This is a genomic window from Pseudomonas sp. MRSN 12121 (genome assembly GCF_000931465.1).
Lineage (GTDB): Bacteria > Pseudomonadota > Gammaproteobacteria > Pseudomonadales > Pseudomonadaceae > Aquipseudomonas.
On the sequence record NZ_CP010892.1, the window covers coordinates 1,801,208 to 1,820,084 of the forward strand.

Annotated in this window: 21 protein-coding genes; all 21 read left to right on the forward strand. The window is 63.3% G+C overall.

What is annotated here, in order from left to right:
- Positions 1 to 5: 5 nt before the first annotated feature.
- The 21 genes from fliH to TO66_RS08260 all read left to right on the forward strand — a co-directional run bounded on the left by fliH (position 6) and on the right by TO66_RS08260 (position 18,875).
- The gene (gene fliH, locus TO66_RS08160) at positions 6 to 833 is read left to right on the forward strand and encodes a flagellar assembly protein FliH (protein ID WP_044461860.1); all 828 of its coding nucleotides are present in this window, start codon (positions 6 to 8) and stop codon (positions 831 to 833) included.
- Positions 823 to 2,181, forward strand: coding sequence for a flagellar protein export ATPase FliI (gene fliI / locus TO66_RS08165; RefSeq protein WP_044461861.1), 1,359 nt, complete (start codon positions 823 to 825; stop codon positions 2,179 to 2,181). Before fliH ends, fliI begins: the two co-directional genes overlap by 11 nt.
- 6 nt (positions 2,182 to 2,187) lie before the next feature.
- Positions 2,188 to 2,637 carry a flagellar export protein FliJ gene (gene fliJ / locus TO66_RS08170; RefSeq protein WP_025805197.1) on the forward strand — a complete coding sequence of 150 codons (450 nt, stop codon included), beginning with the start codon at positions 2,188 to 2,190 and terminating at the stop codon, positions 2,635 to 2,637.
- A gap of 119 nt (positions 2,638 to 2,756) precedes the next feature.
- Complete coding sequence (locus tag TO66_RS08175; protein ID WP_044461862.1) at positions 2,757 to 3,062, forward strand: STAS domain-containing protein; 306 nt, start codon at positions 2,757 to 2,759, stop codon at positions 3,060 to 3,062.
- Between the two features lie 5 nt (positions 3,063 to 3,067).
- Positions 3,068 to 4,774 carry a fused response regulator/phosphatase gene (locus TO66_RS08180; protein ID WP_044461863.1) on the forward strand — a complete coding sequence of 569 codons (1,707 nt, stop codon included), beginning with the start codon at positions 3,068 to 3,070 and terminating at the stop codon, positions 4,772 to 4,774.
- 30 nt (positions 4,775 to 4,804) lie between these two features.
- A complete protein-coding gene (locus tag TO66_RS08185) occupies positions 4,805 to 5,149 on the forward strand; it encodes an Hpt domain-containing protein (protein WP_044461864.1) in 345 nt (114 codons plus the stop codon).
- Between the two features lie 109 nt (positions 5,150 to 5,258).
- The gene (locus TO66_RS08190) at positions 5,259 to 6,629 is read left to right on the forward strand and encodes a flagellar hook-length control protein FliK (protein ID WP_044461865.1); all 1,371 of its coding nucleotides are present in this window, start codon (positions 5,259 to 5,261) and stop codon (positions 6,627 to 6,629) included.
- A 164-nt stretch (positions 6,630 to 6,793) separates the two neighbouring features.
- On the forward strand, positions 6,794 to 7,300 hold the full coding sequence (fliL, locus tag TO66_RS08195; protein ID WP_044461866.1) for a flagellar basal body-associated protein FliL: 507 nt from the start codon (positions 6,794 to 6,796) through the stop codon (positions 7,298 to 7,300).
- Between the two features lie 9 nt (positions 7,301 to 7,309).
- Positions 7,310 to 8,278 (forward strand): flagellar motor switch protein FliM, encoded by a 969-nt coding sequence (fliM, locus tag TO66_RS08200; protein ID WP_009042741.1) that lies wholly within the window; start codon positions 7,310 to 7,312, stop codon positions 8,276 to 8,278.
- Positions 8,279 to 8,332: 54 nt separating this feature from the next.
- A complete protein-coding gene (gene fliN / locus TO66_RS08205) occupies positions 8,333 to 8,800 on the forward strand; it encodes a flagellar motor switch protein FliN (RefSeq protein ID WP_044465972.1) in 468 nt (155 codons plus the stop codon).
- Positions 8,801 to 9,238, forward strand: coding sequence for a flagellar biosynthetic protein FliO (fliO, locus tag TO66_RS08210; protein WP_044461867.1), 438 nt, complete (start codon positions 8,801 to 8,803; stop codon positions 9,236 to 9,238).
- Positions 9,238 to 9,987, forward strand: a complete 750-nt coding sequence (gene fliP / locus TO66_RS08215; RefSeq protein ID WP_044461868.1) for a flagellar type III secretion system pore protein FliP — start codon at positions 9,238 to 9,240, stop codon at positions 9,985 to 9,987. Before fliO ends, fliP begins: the two co-directional genes overlap by 1 nt.
- 24 nt (positions 9,988 to 10,011) lie before the next feature.
- Complete coding sequence (gene fliQ, locus TO66_RS08220; protein WP_003184009.1) at positions 10,012 to 10,281, forward strand: flagellar biosynthesis protein FliQ; 270 nt, start codon at positions 10,012 to 10,014, stop codon at positions 10,279 to 10,281.
- A gap of 3 nt (positions 10,282 to 10,284) precedes the next feature.
- Entirely contained in the window at positions 10,285 to 11,067 is a 783-nt protein-coding gene (gene fliR / locus TO66_RS08225) for a flagellar biosynthetic protein FliR (protein ID WP_044461869.1), read from the forward strand.
- A gap of 3 nt (positions 11,068 to 11,070) precedes the next feature.
- Complete coding sequence (gene flhB, locus TO66_RS08230; protein WP_044461870.1) at positions 11,071 to 12,207, forward strand: flagellar biosynthesis protein FlhB; 1,137 nt, start codon at positions 11,071 to 11,073, stop codon at positions 12,205 to 12,207.
- 167 nt (positions 12,208 to 12,374) lie between these two features.
- The gene (gene flhA, locus TO66_RS08235; RefSeq protein ID WP_044461871.1) at positions 12,375 to 14,504 is read left to right on the forward strand and encodes a flagellar biosynthesis protein FlhA; all 2,130 of its coding nucleotides are present in this window, start codon (positions 12,375 to 12,377) and stop codon (positions 14,502 to 14,504) included.
- An 11-nt stretch (positions 14,505 to 14,515) separates the two neighbouring features.
- Positions 14,516 to 15,838, forward strand: coding sequence for a flagellar biosynthesis protein FlhF (gene flhF / locus TO66_RS08240; RefSeq protein ID WP_044461872.1), 1,323 nt, complete (start codon positions 14,516 to 14,518; stop codon positions 15,836 to 15,838).
- 118 nt (positions 15,839 to 15,956) lie between these two features.
- Positions 15,957 to 16,787 (forward strand): flagellar synthesis regulator FleN, encoded by an 831-nt coding sequence (fleN, locus tag TO66_RS08245; protein WP_007922506.1) that lies wholly within the window; start codon positions 15,957 to 15,959, stop codon positions 16,785 to 16,787.
- The gene (gene fliA, locus TO66_RS08250; RefSeq protein WP_007922505.1) at positions 16,784 to 17,524 is read left to right on the forward strand and encodes an RNA polymerase sigma factor FliA; all 741 of its coding nucleotides are present in this window, start codon (positions 16,784 to 16,786) and stop codon (positions 17,522 to 17,524) included. The genes fleN and fliA overlap by 4 nt, the downstream gene beginning before the upstream one ends.
- 159 nt (positions 17,525 to 17,683) lie before the next feature.
- Positions 17,684 to 18,055 (forward strand): chemotaxis response regulator CheY, encoded by a 372-nt coding sequence (locus tag TO66_RS08255; RefSeq protein ID WP_003183998.1) that lies wholly within the window; start codon positions 17,684 to 17,686, stop codon positions 18,053 to 18,055.
- Between the two features lie 31 nt (positions 18,056 to 18,086).
- Positions 18,087 to 18,875 carry a protein phosphatase CheZ gene (locus TO66_RS08260; RefSeq protein WP_044461873.1) on the forward strand — a complete coding sequence of 263 codons (789 nt, stop codon included), beginning with the start codon at positions 18,087 to 18,089 and terminating at the stop codon, positions 18,873 to 18,875.
- Positions 18,876 to 18,877: the final 2 nt, after the last annotated feature.

Below are 18,877 nucleotides of genomic sequence, written 5' to 3' on the forward strand. Positions count from 1 at the left end.
GCGTTATGTCGTCCAGCAGTGATGAGTCCCACAGCGACCTGATTCGCGCTCGGGACGTCGGTGGTTTCGACGTCTGGGCGCTGCCCAGTTTCGACCCCCATGTGCCTGAACCCGAGCCTGAACCGGAGCCGGTCGAAGAGCTGCCGGTGGAAATCGAGGAAGTGCCGCTGGCAGAAGTGCGGCCATTGACCCTCGAAGAACTCGAGAGCATTCGCCAGGATGCCTATAACGAAGGGTTCGCCACAGGTGAAAAAGAGGGCTTCCACAGCACCACGCTGAAGGTCCGCCAGGAAGCCGAGGTGGCCCTGAATGCCCGCCTGGCGCCCCTGGAAACCCTGATGCGCAACCTGTTCGAGCCGATCGCCGAGCAAGACACGCAGATCGAGAAGGCCCTGGTCAACCTGGTGCGGCACATGACGCGCCAGGTGATCCAGCGCGAACTGAGCATGGACTCCAGCCAGATCGAACAGGTCATGCGCGAGGCCCTCAAGTTGTTGCCGCTGGGTGTCGGCGACGTGCGCCTGTACATCAATCCCCAGGATTTCGCCCAGGTCAAAAGCCTGCGTGAGCGCCATGAGGAAAGCTGGCGCATCGTCGAGGACGAAGCCCTGCTGCCGGGCGGTTGCCGGGTCGAGACCGAGCACAGCCGTATCGACGCGACCATGGAAACCCGGATCGCCAAGATCATGGACAAGCTGTCCGACCAGCTTCACGAGCAGGCTTTGCATCCCGCCGGCCCCGACCTGAGTGTCGAGCTGGGAGAGGCCACGGGCAAGCCTGCCGCGGCTGCCGAGCCTGTCGACAACGCGCCGGACCCCGCCGATGCGCCTTGACCGCACCAGCTTCGGCAAGCGCCTGAGCAGCTACACCGAAGCCACCGAACTGCCGAACCAGCCGATTCTCGAAGGACGCCTGTTGCGCATGGTCGGCCTGACCCTGGAGGCCGAGGGCCTGCGGGCGGCCATGGGCAGCCGCTGCCTGGTGATCAACGACGACAGCTATCACCCGGTGCAGGTCGAGGCCGAGGTGATGGGTTTTTCTGGCAACAAGGTGTTCCTGATGCCGGTCGGCAGTGTCGCCGGCATCGCCCCGGGCGCCCGCGTGGTGCCGCTGGCCGATACCGGGCGCCTGCCGATGGGCATGAGCATGCTCGGGCGGGTGCTCGACGGTGCCGGCCGTGCCCTGGACGGCAAGGGCGGAATGAAAGCCGAGGACTGGGTGCCGATGGATGGTCCGACCATCAACCCGCTCAAGCGCGACCCTATCAGCCAGCCGCTGGATGTGGGCATTCGCAGCATCAACGGATTATTGACGGTGGGACGCGGCCAGCGCCTGGGCCTGTTCGCCGGTACCGGCGTGGGCAAGAGTGTGCTGCTGGGCATGATGACCCGCTTTACCGAGGCCGACATCATCGTGGTCGGCCTGATCGGCGAGCGGGGACGCGAGGTGAAGGAATTCATCGAGCACATCCTCGGTGAAGAAGGGCTCAAGCGTTCCGTGGTGGTGGCATCGCCAGCGGACGATGCGCCGCTGATGCGCTTGCGCGCCGCGATGTACTGCACGCGCATCGCCGAATATTTTCGCGACAAGGGCAAGAACGTCCTGTTGCTGATGGACTCCCTGACGCGTTTCGCCCAGGCCCAGCGGGAAATCGCCCTGGCCATCGGCGAGCCGCCGGCGACCAAGGGTTATCCGCCGTCGGTATTCGCCAAGCTGCCGAAGCTGGTGGAGCGTGCGGGGAATGCCGAGGCCGGCGGCGGTTCGATTACCGCGTTCTATACCGTGCTGTCCGAAGGCGACGACCAGCAGGACCCGATCGCCGACTCGGCCCGTGGCGTACTCGACGGGCACATCGTGCTGTCGCGGCGCCTGGCGGAGGAGGGGCACTACCCGGCCATCGATATCGAGGCGTCCATCAGCCGGGTGATGCCGGCGGTGGTGACCCCGGAGCATATGACCCGCGCCCAGTACTTCAAGCAGCTGTGGTCGCGTTACCAGCAGGCGCGCGACCTGATCAGCGTCGGGGCCTACGTCGCCGGTGGCGATCGCGAAACCGACGCCGCGATTGCCCTGCAGCCGTCGATGGTCGCTTACCTGCGCCAGGGGCTCAACGACAGCATCAGCCTGGGGGAAAGCCAAGCTCATCTGGAGATGGTTTTCGCCCCGGCGCCGGGCGGTTAACCGGCCATGGCCAACAGTCGCGCCGCGCGCCTGGCGCCCGTGGTCGAAATGGCCGAAAGCGCCGAGCGCACCGCCGCCCAGCGCCTGGGGCATTTTCAGGGGCAGGTGCGCCTGGCGGAAAGCAAGCTGGGCGATCTGGAGCGCTTTCGTGGCGAATACCAGCAGCAGTGGATCGAGCGGGGTAGCGGCGGCGTGTCCGGCCAGTGGCTGATGAACTACCAGCACTTCCTCAATCAGCTGGAAACCGCCGTGGGGCAGCAGCGGCAGAGCCTGGCCTGGCACCAGAACAACCTCAATCGTGCCCGGGAAACCTGGCAGCAGGCCTATGCCCGGGTCGAGGGGCTGCGCAAGCTGGTGCAGCGCTATATCGACGAGGCGCGCCAGCTGGAAGACAAGCGCGAGCAGAAGCTGCTCGATGAGCTGTCCCAGCGCCTGCCGCGCCAGGATCCGTACTGACTGGCGCTCCACTCGTCGCCATCCGGCGCTTGCCGGCAGCGCTTCGGCGGTTCGGGTTGCCCAGGCTTGTACGGGATGCTAAACCTTGTACAGATTGCCAATCACAAGGAAGCGGTATCATGTCAGTCGTTACTGAAGTATCACCGGACGGGCAAAAATTGACGATTTCGGTCAAGGGACGTTTCGATTTCGGCCGTCACCAGGAATTTCGCAATTCCTACGAGCGCCTCGACAAAAAGCCCGACTCCATTGTGGTTGACCTGAAGGACGCCACCTACCTCGACAGTTCGGCCCTGGGTATGCTGCTGTTGCTACGCGATCACGCCGGTGGCGACGAATCCGACGTGCGAGTGATCAACAGCAACTCGGACGTGCGCAAGATTCTCGCCATTTCCAACTTTGACAAGCTGTTCGACATCAGTTGATCGACATGCAGCCGCTGGCGGCGCCTTTGCGCGTGCTGATCGCCGAGGACGGGGCGAGCGACCGCCTGCTGCTGTCGAGCATCGTCCGGCGCCAGGGGCATGAGGTGTTGACGGCGAGCAACGGCGCCGAAGCGGTGGAGGTGTTCATCCGGCAGCATCCGCACCTGGTGCTGATGGACGCGATGATGCCGGTCATGGACGGCTTCGAGGCCGCCCGGCAGATCAAGCAGCTGGCCGGCGAGGCACTGGTACCGATCATTTTCCTCACCTCGCTCACCGAGAGCGAAGCGCTGGCGCGCTGCCTGGAAGCCGGCGGCGACGATTTTCTGGCAAAACCCTACAGCCCGGTGATCCTGGCGGCCAAGATCAAGGCCATGGATCGTTTGCGGCGCCTGCAGGAAACGGTGCTGCGCCAGCGCGACCAGATTACCCAGCACCATGACTATCTGCTCAACGAGCAACGGGTGGCCAAGGCCGTCTTCGACAAGGTGGCGCATTCCGGATGCCTGAGCGCGCCGAATATCCGTTACCTGCAATCGCCCTATGCCCTGTTCAACGGAGACTTGCTGCTGGCGGCCTTTACCCCGGCGGGCGACATGCACGTCCTGCTGGGAGACTTCACCGGCCATGGCTTGCCGGCGGCCGTGGGCGCCATGCCCCTGGCCGAGGTGTTCTATGGCATGACCGCCAAGGGCTACGGGCTGCCGGAAACCCTGCGCGAGATGAACGCCAAGCTCAAGCGCATCCTGCCGGTGGACATGTTCTGCTGTGCGACGCTGCTGTGCCTGAGCTTTCAGCGGCAAGCGGTGGAGGTCTGGAATGGCGGTATGCCGGACGGTTACCTGCATCGCCTGGCAACGGGCGAGCGCATGCCGCTGGTGGCGCGCCACTTGCCGTTGGGCGTGCTGGGGGCCGAGGCGTTCGACGATCGCACCGAGGTCTTTCCCATGGTGCCCGGCGACCGGGTGTTCCTGTTGTCCGATGGGGTGATCGATACCTGCAACGCCGACGAGCAGCTGTTCGGGGTCGAGCGACTGCGGCAGGTCTTTGCCGCCAATCGCGAGCCGGACTTGCTGTTCGAGGAGATACAACAGGCCCTGAGCCGCTTTGGCGGCGATGCGCGGGACGATGTGAGCATGGTCGAGGTCAGCCTGCTCCAGGACAGGGAATTGAGGCCGCCGGCGCTGGTGTACTCCGATAGTGGCCAATCCTGCCCGCTGGACTGGTCGGTGAGTTTCGAATACCGCGCCGCCACCCTGAAGCGCTTCAATCCCTTGCCTTATCTGTTGCAGCTGTTGCTGGAAGTGCATGGCCTGCGGGCGCAGAGCGGGGCGCTCTACAGTGTGCTGGCCGAGTTGTATTCCAACGCCCTGGAGCATGGAGTGCTGGGCCTGGACTCGAGCCTCAAGCGCGATGCGCAAGGGTTTTCCCGTTATTACCGCGAGCGCGCGGCGAGGCTCGAGCAATTGCAGGACGGGTTCGTGCGGGTCCACCTGTTGGTGGAACCTCGCGGGGCGGGCGGACGCTTGCTGATTCGCGTCGAGGACAGTGGCAACGGCTTCGATGTCGGACGGGTGCTGGCCCGGCCTGTGGATGCCGATCGCCTGTCGGGGCGTGGTGTCAGCCTGATCCGCCAACTTAGCCGGCATGCCAGCTGGTCTGATGACGGTCGCAGCGCCTGCGTGGAGTTTTTCTGGGAGCCTCTGGCATAATTCGCCGATTCTTGATCAAGGAGTGAGCAAGTGGCTGAGATTCATCTGGATCACGATGTGCTGAATGCCTTGCAGGAAGTCATGGAGGAGGAGTATCCGCTGTTGCTCGATACCTTTCTCTGCGACTCCGAAGAGCGTTTACGCCAATTGCACAAGGTCGACGATCCCCGTCAACTTGTCGCCACTGCCCATAGTTTCAAAGGCAGCAGCAGCAACATGGGGGCCATTCGCCTGGCCGAGCTGTGTCATCAACTGGAGCAGCGTGCCAAGGATTCGTCATTGCGTGGCATCGAGCAGTTGGTGGGCGAGATCGATGGCGAATTCGCCATTGTCCGCCAGTTGTGCGAGCAGGAACGCCAGCGTTTCCATTGCTGAGCCGAAGTCGCGGTCGAGGCTTTTTTCGTGAGCCGGCAAAGCTGGCTCGACCTTTGCAGTCAAGTCTCTCAACTGTACCTACGATTCCAGTGCAGCGGAGACCGTTTTCATGCCCGTAACCCCGAACATGCTTCTTCAGGCCGCCTCCCAGGCCAAGACTCAGGCTGCTTCCGCCAACCCCCTGGCCAGCGCCGGCGAGCCCGGGGACAAGGGCGCCAGCTTCGCCCGGGTGTTCGCCAAGCAGGCTTCGGGCTCATCGGTCTCTCTCGCTGACGGTCCGCTGAAGCCTTCCCGTGACAAGGGCGGCGATACCCGTGCCCAGGCTGCTCCGACCCAGGATCAGACTGCCGCCGCCACGTCGACGGTTGCCGATAGCGGCAAAACCTTGCCTGCCGACCAGGCCGCCAGCAGCACCGATAAGCCGACCGACGACCAGGCGACGAGCGTGGAGCAACCGCTGGCCGATGGCACGCAGCCTGATCCGTCCCTTGACCCGGCATTGATGCAGGCGGTCCAGCCGTTGCCGGCACCCGTTCCAGCCCCCGAGCCGCAAGCAACGCCTGCCCCAGTACCGGCATCGCTGCCGGCCGAGCCACCGCTCGCGGCCGTGGCTGTGGCCAGCACGGTGGCGCCGGCCCCGGCGCCGGTCGACCCCGGGTTCGATCCCGAAGCCGACCCGCTGGACTCGCTGCCCGCGGTGCGCCTGGCCATGGAGCAGGGTGGCCATGTCTCGGTGTCCAGCCAGGCACCGAGCAAGTCGGCGCCGCCGGTGGTGGCCGATGACGGCCCGACGTCGGCCCAGGCTTTCGCCAGCGGCATGGCCAACATGCTTGATCTGCAAGTGGACAAGGACAGCACCGACCAGGGCGGCGAAAAAGCCTTCAGCGGCTTGCTCGATGACGGCCTCAAGGACCTCAAGAGCGCAGCCAGCGATACCCGGGTCGACGATTTCGCCAACCGCCTGGCGGCCCTGACCCAGGCGGCGACGCCCAAGACGGCCAATGCCGTTGTGGTGAACCAGCCCCTGGCCATGCATCAGAGCGGCTGGACCGAAGAAGTGGTCAACCGGGTCATGTACCTGTCCGCCGTCAATCTGAAGTCGGCGGAGATCCAATTGCAGCCGGCCGAGCTCGGGCGCCTGGATATCCGCGTAAACATGGTGCCGGACCAGCAGACCCAGGTGACCTTCATGAGCGCCCATGTTGGTGTGCGCGAGGCGCTCGAGGGCCAGATGTATCGCCTGCGGGACATGTTCCAGCAGCAGGGCATGGGCCAGGTCGACGTCAATGTCTCCGACCAGTCGCGCAACTGGCAGGGTGGCCAGGAGCAGGCGCAGCAGGGCCAGCACCGCAGCAGCGGCGCCAGCGCCAATGGCACGCGCCTGGACGGCATGGATGACGAGTTGCCGCAGAGCGTCGCCGAGGCGGCCGCCAGTACCGCCACGGTCATTGGTTCTAGCGCCGTCGACTACTACGCCTGACCCGCGTCCCGTCAGCGCATCGAAGATCGCCAGCCGTGTGACCGCGCGGCTGGCGATCTTTTGCTTTGTGCCCGGCCATCCCGCTGAGCGGACAAATTTGGCATAACACTTGCTCTTGCCTTGCCGTGCGACTGTGAAAACCCGATTAGTGACGGATTATTGGCATGGCGAAGAGCGACGAAGCAGCAGAGAAAACCCCCGCCGGGAAAAGCAAACTCAAGCTTATCCTGTTGATTGTCCTGGCCTTGTTGCTGGCGATCGGCTTGTCGGTCGGGGCGACCTGGTACTTCATGCACAGCAGTGCCCAGAGCAAGCCGGCCGAAACCCCCGAGGCGGCCAGCAACGTCAAGCCGGCGGCGATCTATGAGCCGATGGCGCCCGCCTTCGTGGCCAACTACACGCAGAACGGCCGTCAGCGCTACATGCAGGTGAGCATTACCCTGCTGGCGCGCAACCAGGCCGACCTGGATGCGCTGAAAGTGCATATGCCGGTGATCCGCAACAACCTGGTCATGCTGTTCTCCGGTCAGAGTTTCGACACCCTGGCGACCCCGGTCGGCCAGGAAATGCTGCGTCAGAAGGCCACCGCCAGCGTGCAGGAAGTGGCCCAGAAAGAGGTGGGCAAAGTGGTGGTCGAGCAGTTGCTCTTTACTAACTTCGTACTGCAGTAGGAACACGACATGGCCGTGCAGGACCTGCTGTCCCAGGATGAGATCGACGCGCTGTTGCATGGCGTCGATGACGGTCTGGTACAGACCGAACACGCCGCCGAGCCCGGCAGCGTCAAAAGCTACGACCTGACCAGCCAGGATCGCATCGTCCGTGGACGCATGCCGACGCTGGAGATGATCAACGAACGCTTTGCCCGCTATACCCGCATCAGCATGTTCAACATGCTGCGCCGCTCGGCGGACGTGGCGGTGGGCGGCGTGCAGGTGATGAAGTTCGGCGAATACGTGCACTCGCTGTACGTGCCGACCAGCCTCAACCTGGTGAAGATCAAGCCGCTGCGTGGTACCGCGCTGTTCATTCTCGACGCCAAGCTGGTGTTCAAGCTGGTGGACAACTTCTTCGGCGGCGACGGGCGTCACGCCAAGATCGAAGGCCGCGAATTCACCCCGACCGAGTTGCGGGTGGTGCGCATGGTGCTGGAACAGGCCTTCGTCGACCTCAAGGAAGCCTGGCAGGCGATCATGGAAGTCAACTTCGAGTACATCAACTCCGAAGTGAACCCGGCCATGGCCAACATCGTCGGTCCGAGCGAGGCGATCGTGGTGTCGACCTTCCACATCGAACTCGATGGCGGTGGCGGCGACCTGCACGTGACCATGCCGTACTCGATGATCGAGCCGGTGCGGGAAATGCTCGACGCCGGCTTCCAGTCGGACCTGGACGACCAGGACGAGCGCTGGAGCAAGGCCCTGCGCGAGGACGTGCTGGATGTGGACGTTCCCTTGAGCGCAACCGTTGCCCGTCGCCAGCTGCGCCTGCGCGACATCCTGCACATGCAGCCGGGGGATGTGATTCCGGTGGAGTTGCCGGAAGACATGATCATGCGTGCCAACGGCGTGCCGGCGTTCAAGGTCAAGCTGGGCTCGCACAAGGGCAACCTGGCCCTGCAAGTGATCGAGCCGATCGAGCGCCGCTGAGCGGCGTTGTTATGAATTTGCTTTGTTAATGATTTTTTGCCCGCCGAGGACAACATGGCTGACGAACACGAAATGACTTCCGCAGAAGACCAGGCCCTGGCTGACGAGTGGGCGGCCGCCCTGCAGGAAACCGGCGAGGCCGGGCAAAACGATATCGATGCCTTGCTGGCAGCCGACGCGGCCAGTTCGCCGGCATCCAATCGCCTGCCGATGGAAGAATTCGGCAGCGTGCCCAAGAACAACGAGCCGGTGAGCCTCGACGGTCCGAACCTGGACGTGATCCTGGATATTCCGGTATCGATCTCCATGGAAGTGGGCAGCACCGATATCAACATTCGCAATCTGTTGCAGCTTAACCAGGGTTCGGTGATCGAGCTCGATCGCCTGGCCGGCGAGCCGTTGGACGTGCTGGTCAACGGCACGCTGATCGCCCATGGCGAAGTGGTGGTGGTCAACGAGAAGTTCGGCATCCGCCTGACTGACGTGATCAGCCCGAGCGAACGCATCAAGAAGCTGCGCTAAGTGAGAAGGGCACTCGCGCTGTTTCTCGCCTGGCCGCTCTGGGTCGTGGCCGCCGAGCCGGCGGCCGCCACCGCGGCGCCGACGATTGGCAGTGGCGGCGTGGCCGGCCAGTTGGCCCAGCTGGTGCTGGGCCTGTTGCTGGTGGTGGGGCTGATCTTCTTTCTCGCCTGGCTGTTGCGCCGGGTGCAGCAGGCCGGTCCGGCCGGCAAGGGGCAGGTCATCGAGCTGCTCGGTTCGCGGGCGCTCGGCCCGCGGGACCGGCTGGTGCTGGTTCAGGTCGGCAACGAACAGATTCTGCTCGGCCTGACGCCGGGCACCATCACGCCGCTGCATGTGCTCAAGGAGCCGGTGCAGGTGCCGAGCAGCGAGCCGGCGACGCCGGAATTCGCCCAGCGCCTGATGGAGCTCATGGGCAAGGATCAGAAGGATAAGAAGTAATGCCGTTGCGCTTCCTCTTGATGTTGGCCCTGATGCTGGCCGCACCGCTGGCGCTGGCGGCCGACCCGTTGTCGATCCCGGCGATCACCCTCGGCACCAACGCCGACGGCCAGCAGGAATATTCGGTCAGCCTGCAGATCCTGCTGATCATGACGGCGCTGAGCTTCATTCCGGCGTTCGTCATGCTGATGACCAGCTTCACCCGAATCATCATCGTGTTTTCGATCCTGCGTCAGGCCCTGGGCCTGCAGCAGACGCCGTCGAACCAGATCCTTACCGGCATGGCGCTGTTCCTGACGATGTTCATCATGGCCCCGGTGTTCGACCGGGTGAACCAGGACGCGCTGCAACCCTACCTGGCGGAAAAACTCAGCGCGCAGGACGCGGTAGCCAAGGCCCAGGTGCCGATCAAGGATTTCATGCTGGCCCAGACCCGCAGTAGCGACCTGGAGCTGTTCATGCGCCTGTCCAAGCGCACCGACATCGCGACGCCGGACCAGGCGCCGCTGACGATCCTGGTGCCGGCCTTCGTGACCTCGGAGCTGAAGACCGCGTTCCAGATCGGCTTCATGATCTTCATCCCGTTCCTGATCATCGACCTGGTGGTCGCCAGTGTGCTGATGGCCATGGGGATGATGATGCTGTCGCCGCTGATCATTTCCCTGCCGTTCAAGATCATGCTGTTCGTGCTGGTGGATGGCTGGGCGCTGATCATCGGCACCCTGGCGGGCAGTTTCGGCGGTGTTTAGAACCTTGTTGGCGGGTGACGCGCTATGACCCCTGAAGTCGCTGTAGACCTGTTCCGCGAAGCGCTCTGGCTGACCACCATGATGGTCGCCATCCTGGTGATCCCCAGCCTGCTGGTGGGGTTGCTGGTGGCGATGTTCCAGGCCGCCACCCAGATCAACGAACAGACCCTGAGCTTCCTGCCGCGCCTGCTGGTGATGCTGGTGACGCTGATCGTCGCCGGTCCCTGGCTGGTGCAAACCTTCATGGAATACATCCTGCAGCTGTACGGCAGTATTCCGCAGTTGATCGGCTGAACCATGTCCCTGCTGGCGCTCACCGATACGCAGATCGGCACCTGGGTCGCGACCTTCATGCTGCCGCTGTTCCGTATCGGCGCCGTGCTGATGACGATGCCGGTGTTCGGTACGACCCTGGTGCCGACCCGTATCCGCCTGTACTTCACCCTGGCGATCACAGTGGTGGTCGTACCGGCGCTGCCGCCGATGCCGGCGGTCAATCCGCTGGACCTCAGCGGGCTGTTGCTGATCGCCGAGCAGGTCATCATCGGTGCCTTGTTCGGTTTCTCCTTGCAGCTGTTCTTCCAGGCCTTCGTGATTGCCGGGCAGATCATTTCGACGCAGATGGGCATGGGCTTCGCTTCCATGGTCGACCCCACCAACGGCGTTTCGGCGGCGGTGATCGGGCAGTTCCTGACCATGCTGGTGACCCTGCTGTTCCTCGGCATGAACGGCCATCTGGTGGTCTTCGAGGTGCTGGCCGAAAGCTTCACCACCTTGCCGGTGGGCAGTGCGCTGCTGGTGAATCATTTCTGGGAGCTGGCCGGCAAGCTCGGCTGGGTGCTGGGCGCCGCGCTGCTGCTGGTGTTGCCGGCGATTACCGCGCTGCTGGTGGTGAACATCGCCTTCGGCGTGATGACCCGCGCCGCGCCGCAATTGAACATCTTCTCCATCGGTTTTCCGCTGACCCTGGTGCTCGGCCTGGTGATTTTCTGGGTCAGTCTGGGTGACATCCTCAATCAGTATCAGCCGCTGGCCGTTCAGGCGCTGCAGTTGCTGCGCGATCTGGCGCAGGCGCGGTGAGCCATGGCTGAGAGCGAGAGCGGTCAGGACAAGACAGAAGACCCCACGGAGAAGCGCAAGAAGGACTCCCGGGAAAAGGGCGAGATCGCCCGTTCCAAGGAGCTCAACACCCTGGCGATCACTATGATCGGCGCGGCCGGCCTGTTGATCTATGGCGGCGGGGTGGCGCTGGACCTGCTGGAAATCATGCGCCTGAATTTCTCCCTGCCCCGCGAAGCGTTGCTGAGCCCGGGCGCTATGGGGTTGTACCTGCTGCATTCGGGCAAGATCGCGATCCTGGCCTCGATGCCGATCCTGCTGCCCCTGGTGCTGGCGGCGCTGATCGGCCCGATTTCCCTGGGTGGCTGGCTGTTTTCCACCAAGAGCCTGGCGCCCAAGTTCAGCCGCATGAACCCGCTCAGCGGCATGAAACGCATGGTGTCCCCGACCTCGTTGGTCGAGTTGCTCAAGGCTTTCGCCAAATTCGTGGTGGTGCTTTTCGTGGCGCTGTCGGTGCTGTCGTCGGATATCGACGACCTGATGCAGATCGCCCATGAGCCCCTGGAGCGGGCGATCGCCCACAGTGTCGAGCTGGTGGCCTGGAGCACCTTGTGGATGGCCTGCGGGCTGATCCTGATCGCGGCGGTGGACGTGCCGGTACAGCTCTACCAGAGCTACAAGAAACTGCTGATGACCAAGCAGGAGGTGCGGGACGAGCACAAGGACCAGGAGGGGCGCCCGGAGGTCAAGCAGCGGATCCGCCAGACGCAGCGCGAGATGTCGCAGCGGCGGATGATGGCGGCGATTCCCGAGGCGGACGTGGTCATCACCAACCCGACCCACTATGCCGTGGCGCTCAAGTACGACGCCGAGAAGGGCGGGGCGCCGGTGCTGCTGGCCAAGGGCAGCGATTTCGTGGCGTTGAAGATCCGCGAGATCGCCGTGGCCAACGAAGTGTTGCTGCTGGAGTCGCCGGCGCTGGCGCGTTCGATCTACTACTCCACCGAGCTGGAACAGGAAATCCCTGCCGGCCTCTACCTGGCGGTGGCCCAGGTGCTGGCCTACGTCTACCAGGTCCGCCAGCACCAGGCGGGCAAGGGCAAGCGTCCCGAGCCGCTCAAGGACCTGCCGATCCCGCCGGATTTGCGTCGCGATTCCTGAGTCTTCTTATTCATCCAGCCAACACCGAAAGCGCCTTTTACAGTGGCTGATGGCGCAACGCCATAAATCAGTTTTTGTTCCAGGCCAAAGTTGGAAGGCTTCTTGCAATACCCGCCCTGCGCCGCCTTCAGGCGTCAAAAGTTTGCTTCAGGGGACGGGAAATACCGGTGGATCGCTCTCAGTTAATCAGCACGGCTCGCACTAACCTGACTGACCTCAGTCGGGGGAACCTGGGTGTGCCGCTGTTGCTGCTGGTCATGCTGGCCATGATGATGCTGCCGGTGCCGCCGTTCCTGCTGGACGTGTTCTTCACGTTCAACATCGCCCTGTCGATCGTCGTGTTGCTGGTCTGCGTGTACGCCTTGCGGCCGCTGGACTTCGCGGTGTTCCCGACCATCCTGCTGGTGGCGACCCTGCTGCGCCTGGCGCTGAACGTGGCGTCCACCCGCGTGGTGATGCTCCACGGCCAGGACGGCCACGCCGCCGCGGGCAAGGTGATCCAGGCGTTCGGCGAGGTGGTGATCGGCGGCAACTACGTGGTCGGTATCGTGGTGTTCGCGATCCTGATGATCATCAACTTCGTGGTGGTGACCAAGGGCGCCGGGCGGATTTCCGAGGTGAGCGCGCGCTTCACCCTCGATGCGATGCCGGGCAAGCAGATGGCCATCGACGCCGACCTCAACGCCGGCCTCATCGACCAGGCCCAGGCCAAGGCGCGCCGTCAGGAAGTGGCCCAGGAAGCCGAGTTCTACGGTTCCATGGACGGTGCCAGCAAGTTCGTCCGCGGCGACGCCATCGCCGGCCTGCTGATCCTGTTCATCAACCTGATCGGTGGCATGGCGGTCGGTATCTTCCAGCACGGCATGTCGTTCGGCGATGCCGGCCGGGTCTACGCATTGCTGACCATCGGTGACGGTTTGGTGGCGCAATTGCCATCGCTGCTGCTGTCCACCGCGGCCGCGATCATGGTGACCCGTGCCTCCGGTTCCGAGGACATGGGCAAGCAGATCAACCGGCAGATGTTCGCCTCGCCCCGGGCCCTGGCTGTCGCCGCCGGCCTGATGGCGGTGATGGGCCTGGTGCCGGGCATGCCGCATTTTTCCTTCCTCAGCATGGCGGCCCTGGCGGCCGGCGCGGCGTACCTGTTCTGGAAACGGCAGAACGTGGTCAAGGCCCAGGCGCTGGAAGAGGTCAAGCGCCAGCAGGACCTGCTGCCTTCGCCGGCGCGGGCCCTGGAAACCAAGGAGCTGGGCTGGGATGACGTGACCCAGATCGACATGATCGGCCTGGAAGTCGGCTACCGCCTGATTCCCCTGGTGGACCGCAACCAGGGCGGGCAACTGCTGGCGCGGATCAAGGGGGTTCGTAAGAAGCTGTCCCAGGATCTGGGCTTCCTCATGCCCACCGTACACATCCGCGACAACCTCGACCTGGCGCCGAGCGCCTACCGGCTGACCCTTATGGGGGTGATCCTGGCGGAGGCCGAGATCTATCCGGATCGCGAGCTGGCGATCAACCCGGGCCAGGTCTACGGCACGCTCAACGGCATTACCGCCAAGGATCCGGCCTTCGGCCTGGAGGCGGTGTGGATCGAGGTCAGCCAGCGCGCCCAGGCGCAGTCGCTGGGGTACACCGTGGTCGACGCCAGCACCGTGGTCGCCACTCACCTCAATCAGATTCTGTACAAGCATTCCAGCGAGCTGATCGGTCACGAAGAAGTCCAGCAACTTCTGCAATTGCTGGCCAAGGGTTCGCCAAAGCTGGCCGAAGAACTGGTGCCGGGCGTGCTGTCGCTGTCGCAGTTGCTCAAGGTGCTGCAGGCGCTGCTGGCCGAACAGGTGCCGGTGCGCGATATCCGCAGCATCGCCGAAGCCATCGCGAACAATGCCGCCAAGAGTCAAGATACTGCCGCTCTGGTGGCCGCGGTGCGCGTCGGATTGTCGCGCGCCATCGTGCAAAGCATTGTAGGTACTGAGTCCGAGCTGCCTGTGATCACCCTGGAGCCAAGGTTGGAACAAATCTTGCTCAACAGTCTGCAGAAGGCAGGACAAGGCTCGGAAGAGGGTGTTCTGCTGGAGCCAAGCATGGCTGAGAAGCTGCAGCGCTCGTTGATCGAAGCCGCGCAGCGCCAGGAAATGCAAGGTCAACCGGTGATTCTGCTGGTAGCCGGTCCGGTCCGCGCGATGCTCTCGCGCTTCGGGCGCCTGGCAGTCCCGGGCTTGCATGTGTTGGCGTACCAGGAAATTCCCGACAACAAGCAAGTGACCATCGTTGCGACAGTAGGGCCCAACGGCTGAGGTAGTGGGTTATGCAAGTTAAGCGTTTTTTCGCCGCCGATATGCGTCAGGCCATGAAGCTGGTTCGTGATGAGCTGGGCTCCGACGCTGCCATCATTGGCAACCGCCGCATCGCCGGCGGTGTCGAGCTGACGGCTGCGCTGGATTACAAGCTGTCGGCGCTGGCGCCGCGCGTGCCGAACATGGAACTCGAAGACGAGCTGCGCAAGACTCAGTCGCGCATCGTCACCGCCCAGGCCGAGCTGAGCCTGCGTGGCGAGGGCGAAACGAATGGCAACACCAATCGCCAACTGTTCGCCGGCCTGCCGCTGACCGCCGCCGAACCGCTGATCGAACCTACGTTCAGCGAGCCGCCACGCCCGGCCCCGGTAGCCGCCGCGCCGGCCGTGGACCAGCGTGCGCTGGACTCGATGCGCTTCGAACTCAATGGCCTGCGCGAGCTGCTGGAAGTCCAGCTCGGCTCGCTGGCCTGGAGCCAGCTGCAAGGCAGCCGGCCCGAACAAGCCAACCTCTGGCGGCGCCTGCAGCGTATCGGCTTGTCCGGTCCGCTGGCCCGCGACCTGCTGGCGCTGATCACCGAAATCGACGAACCCCGCCAGGCCTGGCGCATGCTCCTGGCCCACCTGGCGCGGATGATCGTGACCCCGGAAGTCGAACCCCTGGAAGAGGGCGGTGTGATCGCCATGGTCGGCCCCGCCGGCATGGGCAAGACCACCACCCTGGCCAAGCTGGCGGCGCGCTACGTACTCAAGTACGGCGCGCAGAACATCGCCCTGGTGAGCATGGACAGCTATCGCATCGGTGCCCAGGAGCAGCTCAAGACCCTGGGACGCATCCTCAATGTCTCGGTGACCCATGTCGACCCAGGCCAGTCCCTGGCCCAGGCCCTTGATCCGCTGCTGCGCAAGCGCGTGGTGCTGATCGATACCGCCGGCCTGCAAGCCAGTGACCCGGCCTTGCGCATGCAGCTGGAAAGCCTGGCCGGCCGCGGCATCCGGGCAAAAAATTATCTGGTCCTGGCAACCACCAGCCAGAAACAGGTTCTAACCGCCGCATACCACAGCTACAAGCGCTGCGGGCTGGCCGGCTGCATCCTGACTAAACTGGATGAAACCGCCAGTCTTGGCGAAGTGTTGAGCCTGGCCATCGGTCACGAACTGCCTGTCGCCTACCTGACCGATGGTCCGCGGATTCCGGATGACCTGCACTTGCCGCGTCGTCACCAGCTGGTCAGTCGCGCGGTGAGCGTGCAGATGCAGGAAGAACCCAGCGAGGAAGCCATGGCCGACATGTTCGCTGACCTCTACCACAACCCGACCAAGCGGGTTGGCTGAGGGAATCATGAAAAGATTGCAATGTACCTACATCGATGGTCTGCCAGGCATTGTTCCGTTGGTGAACGCGCAGCCAGTTATGTGGCCCCGTCTAAGTAAGACAAGGTAAAGAAAGAACATGGGCAGCATGCATCCCGTACAGGTGATCGCGGTGACCGGCGGCAAAGGTGGCGTCGGCAAGACTAACGTGTCAGTGAACTTGTCCCTGGCCCTAGCGGAGCTCGGCCGGCGCGTCATGCTGCTGGACGCCGACCTGGGCCTGGCCAATGTCGACGTGCTGTTGGGGCTGACGCCCAAACGGACCCTCGCCGATGTCATCGAAGGCCGCTGCGAGCTGCGCGACGTACTGCTGCAAGGGCCGGGCGGCATCCGCATCGTGCCCGCGGCATCCGGCACCCAGAGCATGGTGCACCTGAGCCCGGCGCAGCATGCCGGCTTGATCCAGGCGTTCAGCGACATCGGCGACAACCTCGATGTCCTGGTGATCGATACCGCCGCCGGCATCGGCGACTCGGTGGTCAGCTTTGTCCGCGCCGCGCAGGAAGTGTTGCTGGTGGTCTGCGACGAGCCGACCTCAATCACCGACGCCTACGCGCTGATCAAGCTGCTCAACCGCGACTACGGCATGAACCGCTTCCGCGTGCTCGCCAACATGGCGCAGAGCCCGCAGGAAGGCCGCAACCTGTTCGCCAAGTTGACCAAGGTCACGGATCGCTTCCTCGACGTCGCCCTACAATATGTCGGTGCCGTGCCTTACGACGAATGCGTGCGCAAGGCCGTGCAGAAGCAGCGTGCGGTCTATGAGGCATTCCCCCGTTCGAAGTGCGCGCTGGCCTTCAAGGCCATTGCACAGAAAGTCGATACCTGGCCGTTGCCGGCCAATCCACGTGGGCATCTTGAATTTTTCGTCGAGCGGCTAGTGCATCAGACAGCAGGGCCGGTGCTATGAGCGCCAGCGGCTACAACCTTTACAAAAAGTCGGCACGCGACAGCCAGTACGAACTGATCGAGCGCTACGCGCCCCTGGTCAAGCGTATTGCCTATCACCTGCTGGCGCGCCTGCCGGCCAGCGTGCAGGTCGAGGACCTGATCCAGGCTGGCATGATCGGCCTGCTCGAGGTATCGACCAAGTACGACGCGAGCAAGGGCGCGAGTTTCGAGACCTACGCCGGTATCCGTATCCGTGGGGCGATGCTCGACGAGGTCCGCAAGGGTGACTGGGCGCCGCGCTCGGTACACCGCAATACCCGCATGGTGAGCGACGCGATCCGTGCAATTGAAGCTAAAACCGGTCGCGACGCTAAAGATCATGAAGTTGCGGCCGAACTTCAATTGAGTCTCGATGATTATTACGGGATTTTGAACGACACCTTGGGCAGTCGCCTGTTCAGCTTCGACGACCTGTTACAGGACGGCGAGCATGAAGGGCTGCATGAGGATGGCGCGAGTGCTCATCTCGAGCCGTCGCGCGACCTGGAGGACGAACGTTTCCAGGCCGCTCTGGCGGACGCGATTGCCAATTTGCCGGAGCGTGAGCGACTGGTCTTGGCGCTGTACTACGACGAAGAGCTGAACCTCAAGGAAATCGGTGAGGTCCTGGGGGTCAGCGAATCGCGGGTCAGCCAGTTACACAGCCAGTGCGCGGCCCGTTTGCGGGGGCGTTTGGGGGAGTGGCGAGCGCGCTGACAGGCAGTGTGGGGACACTGCGGACGAGACTGGCACGACGTTGTCGGTCTTGCGGTGTGTATTCCATGCAGTCGTTGAGTGCTCTGCCTGATTGATTGAATGGCGCGTCCAGCTGCTGGGCGCGTTTAAGACTGCTTGGAGGTCGAATTGGACAAGAACATGAAAATCCTCATCGTTGATGACTTCTCAACGATGCGGCGGATCATAAAAAACCTGTTGCGTGACCTGGGTTTCACCAACACGGTCGAGGCTGACGATGGCACCACCGCCATTCCGGTTCTCAACAGCGGAAGCATCGACTTTCTGGTAACGGACTGGAACATGCCCGGCATGACCGGTATCGATCTGCTGCGCCATGTGCGCGCCGATGAAAAACTCAAGCACCTGCCGGTACTCATGGTGACCGCCGAGGCCAAGCGCGAACAGATCATCGAAGCGGCCCAGGCCGGGGTAAACGGTTATGTGGTCAAGCCCTTCACGGCCCAGGCGTTGAAAGAGAAGATCGAGAAGATCTTCGAACGCATCGGTTGATGTGTGGAACCATTCCGCCACGGGGGGAGCTATGGAGCACAACGAATCTTCATTGGGCGACTTTGAGTCGACCCTGAAAAAACACGCAGTGGAACTGGTCGACAGCCTGGAAAAAGGCAAGTTCGGCGAAGCAGTGCAACTGATCCATGAGCTCAACCAGACCCGTGACCGCGGCCTGTACCGGGAGGTCGGCAAGCTCACTCGCGAACTGCATAGCGCCATCGTCAATTTCCAGATTGACCCGCATATGCCGCAAGCCGAGGAAGTGTCGCAGATCACCGATGCCACCGAGCGCCTGTCCTATGTGGTCAAGCTGACCGAGGCCGCGGCCAACCGCACCATGGACCTGGTCGAGAGCGCCACCCCGTTGGTCAACGGCCTGAGCAGCGAAGCCCAGGCCCTGAGTGCCGACTGGGGGCGTTTCATGCGCCGCGAGCTGGGTGCCGACGAGTTCCGCGATCTGGCCCGCCGTGTGGATGGTTTCCTGACCCGCAGCGAGCAGGAGACGCGCGCTGTATCGAGCAACCTCAATGACATCCTGCTGGCACAGGACTACCAGGACCTGACCGGCCAGGTGATCAAGCGCGTGACCCAACTGGTCACCGAAGTCGAGAGCAACCTGCTCAAACTGGTTCTGATGGCCAGCCAGGTCGATCGTTTTGCCGGCATCGAACATGACCGCGCGGCGATCCTCGCTGAAAAAGATCCGCAAAAACATCTGGCCAAGGGTGAAGGTCCGCAGATTCATGCCGATAAACGTGAAGACGTTGTATCCGGTCAGGACGATGTCGACGATTTGCTTTCCAGCCTTGGATTTTAGGC

What these genes read in the sequence shown, in the direction of transcription:
- fliH (WP_044461860.1), top strand. Translation starts at nt 6, where the DNA reads ATGTCGTCCAGCAGTGATGAGTCCCACAGCGACCTGATTCGCGCTCGG.
- fliI (WP_044461861.1), top strand. Translation starts at nt 823, where the DNA reads ATGCGCCTTGACCGCACCAGCTTCGGCAAGCGCCTGAGCAGCTACACC.
- fliJ (WP_025805197.1), top strand. Translation starts at nt 2,188, where the DNA reads ATGGCCAACAGTCGCGCCGCGCGCCTGGCGCCCGTGGTCGAAATGGCC.
- TO66_RS08175 (WP_044461862.1), top strand. Translation starts at nt 2,757, where the DNA reads ATGTCAGTCGTTACTGAAGTATCACCGGACGGGCAAAAATTGACGATT.
- TO66_RS08180 (WP_044461863.1), top strand. Translation starts at nt 3,068, where the DNA reads ATGCAGCCGCTGGCGGCGCCTTTGCGCGTGCTGATCGCCGAGGACGGG.
- TO66_RS08190 (WP_044461865.1), top strand. Translation starts at nt 5,259, where the DNA reads ATGCCCGTAACCCCGAACATGCTTCTTCAGGCCGCCTCCCAGGCCAAG.
- fliL (WP_044461866.1), top strand. Translation starts at nt 6,794, where the DNA reads ATGGCGAAGAGCGACGAAGCAGCAGAGAAAACCCCCGCCGGGAAAAGC.
- fliM (WP_009042741.1), top strand. Translation starts at nt 7,310, where the DNA reads ATGGCCGTGCAGGACCTGCTGTCCCAGGATGAGATCGACGCGCTGTTG.
- fliN (WP_044465972.1), top strand. Translation starts at nt 8,333, where the DNA reads ATGGCTGACGAACACGAAATGACTTCCGCAGAAGACCAGGCCCTGGCT.
- fliP (WP_044461868.1), top strand. Translation starts at nt 9,238, where the DNA reads ATGCCGTTGCGCTTCCTCTTGATGTTGGCCCTGATGCTGGCCGCACCG.
- fliQ (WP_003184009.1), top strand. Translation starts at nt 10,012, where the DNA reads ATGACCCCTGAAGTCGCTGTAGACCTGTTCCGCGAAGCGCTCTGGCTG.
- fliR (WP_044461869.1), top strand. Translation starts at nt 10,285, where the DNA reads ATGTCCCTGCTGGCGCTCACCGATACGCAGATCGGCACCTGGGTCGCG.
- flhB (WP_044461870.1), top strand. Translation starts at nt 11,071, where the DNA reads ATGGCTGAGAGCGAGAGCGGTCAGGACAAGACAGAAGACCCCACGGAG.
- flhF (WP_044461872.1), top strand. Translation starts at nt 14,516, where the DNA reads ATGCAAGTTAAGCGTTTTTTCGCCGCCGATATGCGTCAGGCCATGAAG.
- fleN (WP_007922506.1), top strand. Translation starts at nt 15,957, where the DNA reads ATGGGCAGCATGCATCCCGTACAGGTGATCGCGGTGACCGGCGGCAAA.
- fliA (WP_007922505.1), top strand. Translation starts at nt 16,784, where the DNA reads ATGAGCGCCAGCGGCTACAACCTTTACAAAAAGTCGGCACGCGACAGC.
- TO66_RS08255 (WP_003183998.1), top strand. Translation starts at nt 17,684, where the DNA reads ATGAAAATCCTCATCGTTGATGACTTCTCAACGATGCGGCGGATCATA.
- TO66_RS08260 (WP_044461873.1), top strand. Translation starts at nt 18,087, where the DNA reads ATGGAGCACAACGAATCTTCATTGGGCGACTTTGAGTCGACCCTGAAA.